The following is a 12692-nucleotide window of genomic DNA, read 5'->3' on the forward strand; positions in this document are numbered from 1 at the left end:
GACTTATGCTCCCCTGAGCTCCGACATGAGCGACCGCTTTTTCTGCACGGCGATCGTCGCGGTGTCCGTGTCCGCATCGAAACGCGGTTCGGCAGGAGCTTCGTCTTCGAGGCCGAACCCGTGCTCGACATTCCAGGAGACCCACGCCTCCGCGCCCTCGGTGACCGACGGGCCCGCCCCGGTGTTCTGCACGAATACAACGACGGATCCGTGGCCGGGAATCGCGATGATGTATTGGGTGCTCACGCCGCTGAACGAGACGTCGATAACCCGCCCCGGTCCGAGGATGTTAGTACCGGCAGCCGACGCCGGCTCGGACAGATGGAGAGTGAGCTTCTCCGGCCGAACCCCGACGGTTACATGACCCGAGTGACGCTGCGCGCGCGACTTCGGTACGACGATCTTGCAGCCCTCGATGTCGACGGAGATGCTGTCGGCGGTGGTGCCGCCCACCGGCCCGGTGAAGAGATTCGACTGGCCGAGGAAGTTGGCCACGAAGGCCGTGCGGGGAAGCTCATAAAGCACCTCGGGTGACCCGAGCTGCTCGATGCGACCCTTATTCATCACCGCGACAGTGTCGGCCATGGTCATGGCCTCCTCTTGGTCGTGGGTCACGTGCAGGAAGGTGAGGCCGACCTCCTCCTGGATCGACTTGAGTTCGAGCTGCATCTGGCGGCGGAGCTTGAGGTCGAGCGCGCCGAGCGGTTCATCGAGCAGCAGGAGGGCCGGGCGGTTGACGATCGCACGCGCGAGAGCAACGCGCTGCTGCTGCCCACCGGAGAGTTGCGAGGGACGACGTGTGGCGAGGTGGTCGAGCTCGACCAGCCGCAGCGCCTCATGGGCCTTCGTCGAGGCATCCGCAATCTTGCGACGGTGGAGACCGAACGCAACGTTGTCGATGATCGACATGTGCGGAAACAGGGCATAGCTCTGGAAGACCGTGTTCACCGGACGCTGGAACGACTTGGTGTCTGTGACGTCCTTACCCCCAATGAGGATGCGACCGGCGGTGGCCTCCTCTAGCCCCGCGACGAGACGGAGAGTGGTGGTCTTACCGCACCCGGATGGCCCGAGCAGAGCGAAAAACGATCCGGCCGGAATGACCAGATTCATCTCTTCGATCGCGGTGAAACCGGGAAACCGTTTCTGGATACCCACCAGCTCGAGGTCAGCGCCGGACTCGGCGAACGCTCCCGAGGCCATCAAGATCCCAACAGAACGGCCTGGAAAGCGGCGCCGAATTTACTTTCCTCCGCACCGGTGAGAGTGCGGAAGACTTTCACACTCGCCAGTGTCTTCTCATCGGGGAAGATCAGCTGATTGTCCGCGAGGCCGGGATCGATGGCCTGCATCGCCTCCTTCGCACCGACCACCGGGGTGATGTAGTTGACCCAGGCGGCCACCTGAGCCGCGACTTCCGGCTGGTAGTAGTAGTTGATGAGTTCTTCCGAGTCAGACTTTTTCGGAGAGCCGATCGGGATGATGAAGTTGTCGTTCCACAGGGAGCCGCCGGCTTCTGGAATGGCGAACTGCCACTTGTCCGCGGCGTCGGCATTCTTGGTGGCGTTTTCGGTATTGAGCGCCGTGATGTCGCCAGACCAGCAGATCGCGGCGAGCGTGTCCTCGCTCTTCAGGTCCTCCGTGTAGGCATTGCCCTTGATGTTGCGGATTTGCCCGTCGCTGACCTGCTTGCGAAATACGTCGATCGCGTTATCGAATTTGGCGTCTGCCCATTTGCTCGAGATGTCCACTCCTGCCTGCGCCATGATGAGGCCAATCGTGTCTCGCATCTCCGACAGCACCCCGACGCGTCCCTTGAGGGACTTGTCCCACAGGTCGTTGACCGACTTCAGGCCGCCGGGCACTTTGTCCTTGTTCCAGCAGATACCGGCGAAACCGCCCTGCCAGGGCAATGACTTCTTACGACCCGGGTCGAAATCGACTTTCTGGAGCGACGGTGTCAGGTTCTTGGCGTTCGGGATCTTCGAGAGATCGAAGTTCTGCACGTAGCCGAGCTTGATGAGCCGGCTGACCATCCAGTCAGTAAGGCAGACCAAGTCTGCCCCGATGTCCTGGCCAAGCGCGAGTTGATCCTTGACCTTGCCGTAATAGGTGTTGTTGTCATCGACCGCGACGTCGTACTTGACCGCAATCCCAGACTGCTTTTCGAAAGCGTCGAGCGTCGGGTGATTCTTGGCGTCCTTTGCCTCGTCGAGGTAGAGCGCCCAGTTGTCCCACTTGATGCTCTTATCAGTACTCGACTTATCAACTGCCGCGCTCGGCCCCGGTGCCGCCCCTCCGGTGGAACAGGCCGCAAGCGAGAGCGCCGCTGCCCCGATTCCCGCGCCGGTGAGCACGTTTCTGCGACTGAGAGTGGCGCTACGCGCCTCACGGATCAAGCGTTGGACCATCGGATCCGTGGGAATTGAGCGGGTCATTGAGATACGACTCCTTCACGACTTGAGCAAACGGGAACATCGGCGGACCGCGTTGGTCGATACTCGCACAGGACACCACCCGAGTGCACCCAAAAAGGGGCAAATCAACCATCTTGAAACATAATCTTCACGAAATCAGTACCTTGACGGATGATTTCGTTGCGGAATCACGCGTCTCGCGCCGCTACGCTGGGGGTGCGCGAACCCTCGATTCGAGGAGCGCGCTCGCCACAGCGCTGTGGCAAAATTGCAGCGCCGATCACCCAGGAGTGTCATGAGAGTCGCCGTTCCGTCCGAGATTAAGAACAACGAGTTCCGGGTGGCGATAACGCCGGCGGGGGTGCATGACCTCGTTGCCAACGGGCATGAGGTGCTTGTGCAAAGCGGTGCAGGACTCGGGTCGTCCATCCCGGACGACGCGTACGTCGATGCGGGCGCGGCAATCAGCTCGGATGCGGCATCCACGTGGGCGGAAGCGGATCTCCTTCTCAAGGTGAAGGAGCCGGTGGAGAGCGAGTATGGCTATTTCCGTGACGATCTCCTTCTTTTCACCTATTTGCACCTCGCTGCGGAACGGAGTCTCACTGACGAACTTCTCACGAGCGGCGTGACCGGCATCGCCTATGAAACCGTGCAGTTGCCCTCGCGCGCGCTCCCCCTTCTCGCGCCGATGAGCGAAGTTGCCGGTCGGCTCGCCCCCATCGTCGGCGCGAATGCGATGCTCAAGCCCAACGGCGGCCCCGGCCTGCTCGTACCGGGCGTTCCCGGCACGCATCCCGCCACGATTGTCGTGCTCGGCGGCGGTGTGGCCGGCACCAATGCGCTGTCTGTTGCCGTCGGCCTCGGTGCCGAAGTCACGGTACTCGATACCAACCTCCAGCGTCTTCGCGAGCTCGACGCCCTGTACGCCGGCCGAGTCAAGACCATCGCGTCCAACTCGTTCGAGATCGATCGAGCCTGCGTCTCCGCCGACATGGTTATTGGATCCGTGCTCGTGCCGGGCGCCAAGGCCCCAAAGCTGGTGAGTAATGAACTCGTGTCGCGGATGAAGCCGGGCAGCGTGCTCGTGGACATCGCGGTGGACCAGGGCGGATGCTTCGCCGATTCGCACGCGACCACCCACGCGGACCCCACCTTCACCGTGCACGGCTCACTGTTCTATTGCGTCGCCAACATGCCCGGCGCGGTGCCGAACACCTCCACCTATGCGCTCACGAACGCGACCCTTCCCTACGTACGAGCCATCGCCAACAACGGGTGGGTCGGAGCGTTGCGTGCTGACCCGTCGCTCGCCCTCGGCCTCAACACCTATGCCGGTGAGATCATCAGCGAGCCGGTCGCCGCTGCCCACGGCCTCGGCTTCCGCACTCTCGCGAGCGTGCTGGCCTGAGCACGCTGTGGCGAAAGTCGAGCGTCAGGCGGTTGGTGCCAGCATCCGCCTGACAGAGCCGTCCGGCTCGAGCACCCAGCACTGGTCCGCTCCTGCCCGGATCGGGGGAGGGAGCGTCCTTCGACCGCTGATCGCGCGGAACTCGGCGACGCTGCACCGATCGAACACGATGAGTGCACCGGAACGAAGTGCCCCGAGTGCCGCCCAGTTGGCCTGCCACCCGTCCGGGTCGCCCACAATTACATCGGGCCTGTGGGCATCCACGACTTCAAGCACAGAGGCGCTCATCCGGGATGCCGATACCCCCGGCGCAGGGAGGTTGCGCAGTTCAGCGACCGGCACATCGAACGCACGGAGGCGTCTCGTAAACTCGGCAACCCGGGTGGTCACGACGATCACGGAGTCGTAGGCCGCGAGATCGAACGGGCTGACCGCGGGCGACGCCGAGCCTGCGGAGTCCGGTTGGACAGGCGATCGCAGCGCGATCTGGATTCGCGACCCTCTCCATTCGCCCGCGCCGGGCGGAGCATCCGTGGTGAATCCCGTTGCGCTGCCACCAGCCATGAGATGGTCCTGGCGCGAACCGAGCCGCAGGATGATCCGCTCATCGCACAGTGAGACGAGGGTGTGCAGTGCGGGCGAAATCCGTCGAACGGACAGTCCGAGCTGCAACCCCACCACCGAGCCGTCGCGAGCAAGTTCCACCAGACGATCGATGAAGCTCGGCTGGTATTCCTCGCCAAAGCGCCCGACAAGCGCATCCAGGTCGTCCGCGAGTAGCAACCGTGGACCGACGACTCCCGCACGCACTCGGCCGAGTGCGATCTCGACTGCGTCCCAGGCTTCGTCGGGTGTCGCGGGAAGCCGGTCGACACCGGATGCCGCGGCCAGGGTGGCGAACAACTCACTCTTCCCCGACCCTTGGGCTCCGATAACGAGCAGGCTGCCCCGCTGGGATGGTTCGTAACGGGCCGTCTCCTGGCGCTGTTCCTCCGGCAGATCGACACGGGCGAATGGGATACCGCTGCCCGTACGGTCAAGAGTCGACAGCAGCACCACCGGCGCAAGATCATCGCACCAGGGACGGCGTATTTCTCGCGCCGCCAGCGGGTACCGCTCGATCACGAGACGCACATCGTCGTCGGTCGCGCGCGCCACCCGCAGCAGTCGCGCCGAGTCACCACCGATCGAGATCCAGGCTCGGCCGGGGCGTTCGCCGGAGAGTTCGGCAGCCTGCGCTGTACCGAGCACCGCAACGCTGTCGGCACGGTTGTTGACCCGCAGCGACAGCCGAAGAGTCGCATTGGCGAGCACTGCATCCCGGATCGCCCCGGCGGGTCGTTGCGTGCACAGCACCAGGTGGAGTCCGAGCGATCGACCGCGTGCCGCAAGGTCGGCGAAGAGTTCGTGCAGCTGGGGGTAGTCTGCGGCCATCGCGGCGAACTCGTCAACGACGATTACGAGGCGGGGCAGGTCGACATTGTGGTCATCGATTGACCGGGCGCCGGCCACGGCGATGATCCGCTCACGAAAGCGTAGCTCGGCACGTAAGCTGAGCATCGCTCGGTGAGCGGTCCGTTCGTCGAGGTCTGTCACGATCCCGACCACATGCGGCAGGGCGCGGATAGGGCCGAACGAGGCACCGCCTTTAAAGTCCACGAGCAGGAAATTCACCGCCGAGGGAGGGTGTGCGCGCGCCATCGCGAGTACCCAGCTCACGAGCAGCTCGCTCTTGCCGCTGCCCGTCGTGCCTCCGACGACAGCGTGAGGCCCCTGCGCCACGATATCGACCGTGACTCCTGTACCGTCGTCATTCGACCGAGCGAAAACGCAAGCGAGCGACCCCGGGATCGCCGACGGCGTCGCCGGCAGGGGCAGAGAGGAGAAATCCTGCTCTCCGACCTCGTCCGAATCGGAGGGCTCCCGACCGAGAATCGTGGCCGATTTCGCGAGAAACCGTCCGAGTTCCCTGGCCTGCTCGGCAGAGACGAACTCCACCACAATCACCAGTGGGAGCGGTGCAATCCCCGTATCGTCGGGACAACGGATCACCCGTGCGGTGCATCCGGCGCCCACCTCTACGACCACTCGGCACTCGACAGGCAGGTCTTCCAGGCGTGTAGCAACAGCGACGACTCCGGTCTCGCCGTCAGACGTCCAAGTCACCGAAGTGCTTCCGTATCCGGGCGACGACTCCACGAATCGATGCGGGAGGTTCTCCACCCAGCGGTGCGCTGCCTCTCCGCCGAGTCGGAAAGTTGTCGATTGCGGTGACAATCGGCCGCCGAGCTGCATCAGGATGCCGCGGGCGACGGCCTCCGCGAGAGCACCCGGTCCGCAGAGCCCGAGGCCGAGCCGGGCATCCGTCACTATCGGTACACCATCGATCGTCGACGCTGTATCGAGCAGCCGATCCAACTCGCGCCGAACGGGGTCCGCTGTTTCCTCCAGCGCCATAGTGGGAGGGTCACACTGCGCTGTGCTCGCCATGCGACCGAGCCCCAGCCGTACCGGTACGCCCGCCGCCGCCGAAGTACGCCACCGCTCAGGATCGTGAATCGACCGCGCTGTGAGACCGACAGCTCCCGGCGTGGCGTGGAGAAGACTTTCGCGCTCTCCCGAGTGAAATCGTTCGATACTGACCCGTGCCACCGCGACCTCACGGTCGAAGCGAGCGGACTCTCGTCGTGACATTCGCCGGGACTGGATGCGGGCGTCTGCCACGCTGGCGATGGCGACGAGCGGTCCGAGAAGCGCAAAGACGAGCGCGAATGGTGACCGGGTGAGTGCCCAGATCAGCACCGACCCGATAACCGGTGCGAGCACCGCGATAACCGGAAAGCTATGTGGACGGGCAACCTCGGGTACTCGTGGAATTGCTATCGAGTGCTGGCGCCCCGACGGAACCGCGGCGGGCGGTGCGCGCGGGGATGGGGGCGGGAACGGATCGCGGGAGGGTGATTCTGGCATTGGACAAGGAAACCAGTCCGGACGACCTTCATCGATCGCCCCGCACCATCTCTGGACAGTGGGTCACGCACCCCGGCGTCCGAGGAGAGGTGCGACTCAGCTCACAATGAAGAACTGCTCTCCGATGTCGACGCGGGTGCCGCGAGCGAGACGAAACCGCTTCTCGGGCTGGCATCGCACCGGTTCCGACTCGGGTTCGCGCACAATCGTGCCGTTACCGGAAAAGCGATCCATGATCCAGAATCGACCGGCTTCCTGGCCGAATTGGAGGTGCACCTTGGAGACCGATCGGCTCGGATCGAGCACGCGAACGAGCTGATCGAAGTATTCCCCCGGCTCGGATCGTGGATTTCGACCGATGAGCCCACTGCCGTAAACAGTGAAGCTTTCGCCGGTGCTGAATTGCAATACGAATCGTTCGCCCGCATGGCCAGCACGGGAAATGCGTGTGGCCTCCAGATCGGCGGAATCGTCGAACGGTAGGTCAGCACCCGCGGGGGGTTGTGAGGGCAACCCGGTCCTCGGAGGCACCGGCGGCGGCACAGGTTCGCTCGGCCGGACCGGCACCTCGATGACACCGTGAGCATCCAATTGCTCCGCAGATGGGAAATCAGGCAGCCGATCGACGAGTGGTACCGGAAGCGGTCGCGCTGCCGGCACGCGCGGAGGACCCAACTCGATGATGGCGGTGTCACGAGAACGGCCAAAGTCCTCGCTTGCAGCGCGGGACACGAAGCCGCACTCTCCGCAAAAAATATCGTCTTCTGACATGGGAGACCCGCACTGCTCACAGACGACGGTCGCGGCGCCATCGGACCTCGGGAGGACGAGCGACGGAACCGGATAATCCGCCGTCGGCCGTAGCGGAAAGTGCTCGTAGCCGACCGTCTGTCGCTGCTCGATCGATGGAGGAGGCGCAGACGCCAGCCCGAGAGAAATGACTGGCGCACCGGTGACCGCTCGACCGCATTCCCCGCAGAAAAGTGCGCTGGGTGGCAAGACGGTCCCGCAGTACGTGCACGTCATTTCTCGCGGACCCTCCCCCAGTTCAGCCATTCGACTATCGCCTGAACAGTCTCTTGACACTATATCCACCGAGTGATCGGAGCGAGATCGCCGACCGGATGCGCTGCCAACGCGTCCGACCCTCTTTCATCGAGTCGCGGAGGTCGGCAACCGCACGCCACACCTGATCGGCCTCATCATCCCGTGGCTCCTCGGGCGAGAACACCGCTCGATCGGCGACCGCGGCGAGAACGAGCGACGGCACGCCACCGATGGTCGCGGCGACCTCGGTACGCGTTGGTGAGATCGGAGGGTCGAATCCGTGGTCCACGACGGCGTCTTCGAACTCCTGCCAGCCGCCGCTGATCCGCTGAAGGGCCGTCGGTGCGCGGCGCCTGAGCATTCGTCGTCGCACCTTCGCTACTACGATCGCCAGGAATGGCGCGAGCACGATGGCCGCACCGAGTAGGACCCAGCCCAAAACCTGAAGCACGGCGAGAAGCACGAGCAGCAGTGGGTTGTCCGCCGGTGGTGCGTCCTGGGGGCTGTCCTGTGGCAACTGGTTATCGGGTTGAACGCGGTTGTCGGCAGGGGGCTGCACCGGCGACTGCGGTCGGGCAACAGAGGCGGGGTCCTTCGGTAGCTCCGGAGGGATGTTGCGCACTGGGGGTGTCGGATCAATCGTGACCCATCCGTATTGCGCGGTGTCGACCTCGATCCAGGCGGAGATGTCTTTGCCGAGCACCTCGGTGGGGCCCTGGGTGTTCACCTCTGGCACGAACCCAAAGACAACCCGGGACGGAAATCCCAGCTGTCGAGCCATCAGCGAAGCCGTCACGGCGTACTGCTCCTGGTCGCCGATCATGCGCTGGTCGGTCAGGAGCTGGGTAATGCGATCGGCAGCATGGCCCGAACGACTCAGCGGTTGCTCCGGATCCACTCCGTGGCTGATGTATCCGGTCGTCTTCATCGCCGTGATCATTGCCAGAAGGCGGGCTCCAACGGTGGCCTGCGAACGCGTCCATTCGTCGAGGGTGGAGGAAAGCTGATCGGGGAGATTGGCTGGCCGCGGAACTTCCGCGGTGCCCGGCCGAAGCAGTGCAAGTTGATCGGCCGAAGGCTGGCGAGGATCCACAGCCGACAGTGAGTAGTTGTCTCCCGATCGCAGTGGTTTGACCACCGCGGCTGTGCCGCTGGTGTTGTTGTAGAAGAACGAGTCCCGCAGCTCCGAGGCATCCGTGCCCGAGAAGGAGACGCTCTCGAACTTGCCAACGGTCGGAAGCCAGATGCCAGCGTAGTTTCCGACAGTGACGCGCACGGTAATCGGCGAACCCGCGGTACCCGACTGGTCGAAACTGTCGGGAACGCGAGTGAACGATCCCGACTCGCTCGTCACCTGCGAACTACCCACCGAGTAGATGATTCCGTCATAGGTATCGAGAGTGGCAATGCGGATACGTCCGCCGATGGGGAGGCCGGAGACAGTGAGCATTGTCGCGTTGGCGTCGAGCGCCTCTTCGTAGTGCCGGAACCCGCTCAGCGGGCTGGCGTAGACCCGTGGGTCGAAGGGTTTCTCGATCGCGGTGCGCAGCACGTGGCGCTGCGCGGTTGGCGGCAGGTATATTGTTGCGGCGACAGCGGTCCCGGCGGCGAGCACCACGATGAGGCCCGCGCCGATAACAGTGCGGAACCCTGCAAAGTTGTTGTCGCCAACCGTCTCAAGCGGTCGGCCATCCCTATCGAGAGCCTGCGCGGCGAGAAGGCGAACAGACGCGCGCCGCCGATACCAGCGCCGCCAGACCAGCCAACCGAGCACCGTCGCGAGCAGACCGAGCGAGAGCTCGATCGGCCAAGTTGCTGTGGCTGCACCGAATGCGATCGCCGTGATGAAGAGGGATATGGGGGCGAGTACGCCGAGCTCCCCCCAACGGGCACGGAGTCCCACCGACAGACCGATGACGGTAGTGCCGAGCACCAGGATGAATGCCGGCACAAGAAGCGCCTGGTAGGAGCCGACCGGGAGAGTGATGGTGAGGAGCTGTTTCCAACTGAGGGCAGTTGCGCGAAGGAGATCGAGCTCACCCGATGCTGTGGGAAGCACGCCGAAGAAGGCACGATCCGGGATAGCGATAGGCACGCCAAGGAGCAGATAAACCCCGATCGTGACGAGGGTGAGAGTGAGCGTCGACCAGCGGTAGAGCGCCCCGGAGAACGCGATCGCCGACCCGACGAGGACAGACACACCCACAAGCGCGATGAGTTGAATCGATTGGTAGATCGGCCAGAGTGCGGCCGAAGCCACGAGAGTAGTCGCCCAGAGCATGAGGATGGTCATGGCCGCGAAACCAGCGGGCAGACGCGCGCGACCGTTCACTCGACGCGTGACCGTTCGGCGTGTCTCGACCCTGGTCCGGCGCTTGCTGTCGATCCGGCGGACGCTGTCGGAACCGGTACTCACCCGGCCGCTGCTCTCGCCAGGGACTTCTGCAGGTCTTCGAGATAGCCGATGGTCAGCACGCTGAGCCCAGCGACACGACGCAGCCCAGGGACCGTCTCTGGGTCGCAGACGATCGCGATCACTTCCACGCCGGGCGGGAATTTTGTCGAGGCCGCTCTCAGCTCGGTGGGAGTTGCGAGAGACCCGCAGACCAGGAAGGCAACGGAAATACCTGTCACCTCATCGGCAGCGACCCGCGCGACATCCATAATGCCGAGCACCGACTCCGCGCTGTCGACGACAGCGAGGTCATCCAGCAATCGCGCGCGGGTGCGCGTATTCAGGTGCCGCACCGCGAGAACTTTGTGCTTGGCGAACTCAGGGGTCTTCTCGCTCACGACGACGGCCACATTCCGGGCATCCCGGATCGCCCGCGCTCCCAGGGAACCGGTGACACTCACCGCCATCTCGAACTCCTCTTCGGTGGCATAGTTCGCTGTGGCGAGGCTCAGGGCGATCACGAGGTGACTACGACGGGTCTCCTCGAACTGACGCACCATGTAGGTGCCGGTCTTTGCCGTGCTCTTCCAATGGATATAGCGGCGCTCATCGCCCGGAACATACTCTCGGAGCGCATGAAACGACACGTCGCTATTCGACAAGTCTTTCGTGGGGTTTCCTTCGAGGTCGCGCACGAAGCCGGTGCTCGTGGAAGGGATACCGATCGTGCGGGGGTGGATGAATAGCTCCTTCGACTCGGTCCAAACCAGCTCCCGGCGAACGAGTCCCACCGGGTCAGCTCGCACGGAGCGCACTGGTCCGATCGCGAGCACCCCGCGATGGGCCGTCGGCACGAGGAATTCGTGCTGGAAGGAGGCGCCGCGAGAGAGGCCAGGCATCGCGATCTCGGCGAGCCCACGACCGACCGGTACCTCGACCTTCACGCCGATAAGCCGACGACGAGTCGGATTCGCCACGATGATAAGGCCGGTCGCCCTTTCCCCCACCACCACCCGGCTGTGCGGCATCGAGAGCGTAATGGCGAAGGCGTTGCGACCAATCAGGTAGATCGCGGCGATGATGATCAGCATCGTGCCGGCGAAGGCAACTGCCACCAGCTCCACCCAGCCGAGACTGTAACCGAGCGTGAAGGCAGCAGGCACCACAAGGAGCATCGACCAGCCGAGCGGTGTGATGACCGAGGAGATGCGCCGAAACCACGCGATGAAGATGCCAGCAATTGCGCGGAAGAATCGCACGAGCGTAATGATCGTGTCGGCGAGGAAGCCGGTGCGATCACCCACGATGCGAGTGCGGGCGTTGGTGAGACCGACGGTGGCTGTGCTGTGGGAAGAATCGAAGTGCGCCGACGTTGACGACCGCGATGGATGACCCGATTGCCCTCTCGCCACCCGCCCGCTCGTCGCGTGCCGCGCCGGCTCCCCCCGGTCGCTCACACGCTTTGCCTGTCACTCGGGGGCGGCGTTTCGATGAGTAACTGACTCACGATGCTGGAGGCAGTCACGCCGTCGAACTCCGCTTCCGGATCGAGCACGAGCCGATGAGCGAGCACCGGCTCGGCGAGCGCCTTCACGTCATCCGGAATGACATAGTGCCGGCCGTTCGCGGCGGCGAGAGTCTTGGATGTGCGGATGAGGGCAAGGGCCCCTCGCACGCTCGCACCGAGGCGTACCTCGGTCGCCGACCGCGTCGCCTCGACGAGTCGCGAGACGTAGTCGTTGATCGTGGGGTCGACGTGCACGGTGCGGGCGAGAGCACCCAGCTCCACTATCACCTCGTCGGTGGCGATCGGCGGCAGTATGGTCTCGTGTGCCTTTACTCCGGCACCCTCGAGAATGCGCACGGTCGAAGCATGGTCGGGGTAGCCGATAGAGGCCTTCATGATGAACCGGTCAAGCTGGGCTTCCGGTAGCCGATAGGTTCCGGCCTGCTCGATCGGGTTCTGAGTGGCGATCACCATGAAAGGAGCGCCCACATCGTGAGAGATACCGTCGACGGTTACCCGGCCCTCCTCCATCACTTCGAGCAGAGCGGCCTGGGTTTTCGGGCTCGCCCGGTTAATCTCGTCGGCAAGCACGATGTTGGCGAAGATGGGGCCGCGGTGGAACTCGAATTCCCCCGCCCCCTGGTCGTAGATGCTCACACCGGTGATGTCTCCGGGAAGTAGATCCGGGGTGAATTGGATGCGGCTTGCCGAGCCCCGCACACTCTGTGCCATGGCGCGAGCCAGGGAGGTCTTGCCCGTTCCGGGGAAGTCCTCGAGTAGCAGATGGCCCTCGCTGAGAAGCGCCGTGAATGACAGCTTGATGACGAAGGTCTTACCGAGGAGCACCTGGTCGACATTCGCCACGAGGCGATTGAAGATGTCGGAGAACCAGGCAGCCTGCTCGGGTGTCATCGTCATGCGCGTGCCTCTCGGTTCAGCGGGGGT

General features: G+C 64.0%; 8 protein-coding genes and 1 pseudogene. 1 reads left to right on the forward strand and 8 read right to left on the reverse strand.

Annotated features, from left to right (window positions below; genetic code table 11):
- Positions 1-3: 3 nt before the first annotated feature.
- Together RCH11_RS04385 and RCH11_RS04390 are read right to left on the reverse strand one after the other, a co-directional pair.
- Complete coding sequence (locus RCH11_RS04385) at positions 4-1203, reverse strand: ABC transporter ATP-binding protein (protein WP_327055762.1); 1200 nt, start codon at positions 1201-1203, stop codon at positions 4-6.
- Positions 1203-2438: an ABC transporter substrate-binding protein gene (locus RCH11_RS04390; protein WP_327055763.1), complete on the reverse strand. Its 1236-nt coding sequence runs from the start codon at positions 2436-2438 to the stop codon at positions 1203-1205. The genes RCH11_RS04385 and RCH11_RS04390 overlap by 1 nt, the downstream gene beginning before the upstream one ends.
- Positions 2439-2712: 274 nt before the next feature.
- Between RCH11_RS04390 and ald the strand changes: the two genes are divergently transcribed.
- Positions 2713-3828 carry an alanine dehydrogenase gene (ald, locus tag RCH11_RS04395; RefSeq protein ID WP_327055764.1) on the forward strand — a complete coding sequence of 372 codons (1116 nt, stop codon included), beginning with the start codon at positions 2713-2715 and terminating at the stop codon, positions 3826-3828.
- Between the two features lie 24 nt (positions 3829-3852).
- Here ald and RCH11_RS04400 read toward each other — a convergent pair whose 3' ends face one another.
- The 6 genes and pseudogenes from RCH11_RS04400 to RCH11_RS04420 form a co-directional block, all read right to left on the reverse strand.
- The gene (locus RCH11_RS04400; RefSeq protein WP_327055765.1) at positions 3853-6798 is read right to left on the reverse strand and encodes an FtsK/SpoIIIE domain-containing protein; all 2946 of its coding nucleotides are present in this window, start codon (positions 6796-6798) and stop codon (positions 3853-3855) included.
- A 96-nt stretch (positions 6799-6894) separates the two neighbouring features.
- Positions 6895-7206 carry an FHA domain-containing protein gene (locus tag RCH11_RS04405; protein ID WP_327055766.1) on the reverse strand — a complete coding sequence of 104 codons (312 nt, stop codon included), beginning with the start codon at positions 7204-7206 and terminating at the stop codon, positions 6895-6897.
- A 339-nt stretch (positions 7207-7545) separates the two neighbouring features.
- A pseudogene (locus RCH11_RS18145) lies at positions 7546-7854 on the reverse strand (double zinc ribbon domain-containing protein); the annotation flags it as partial.
- A 4-nt stretch (positions 7855-7858) separates the two neighbouring features.
- Positions 7859-10261, reverse strand: a complete 2403-nt coding sequence (locus RCH11_RS04410; protein WP_327055767.1) for a transglutaminase domain-containing protein — start codon at positions 10259-10261, stop codon at positions 7859-7861.
- Positions 10258-11544 (reverse strand): DUF58 domain-containing protein, encoded by a 1287-nt coding sequence (locus tag RCH11_RS04415; RefSeq protein WP_327055768.1) that lies wholly within the window; start codon positions 11542-11544, stop codon positions 10258-10260. The genes RCH11_RS04410 and RCH11_RS04415 overlap by 4 nt, the downstream gene beginning before the upstream one ends.
- 149 nt (positions 11545-11693) lie before the next feature.
- Positions 11694-12665, reverse strand: a complete 972-nt coding sequence (locus RCH11_RS04420; protein ID WP_327055769.1) for an AAA family ATPase — start codon at positions 12663-12665, stop codon at positions 11694-11696.
- Positions 12666-12692: the final 27 nt, after the last annotated feature.

This window comes from Glaciihabitans sp. GrIS 2.15, from assembly GCF_035984695.1.
In the GTDB taxonomy this organism is placed as follows: domain Bacteria; phylum Actinomycetota; class Actinomycetes; order Actinomycetales; family Microbacteriaceae; genus Lacisediminihabitans.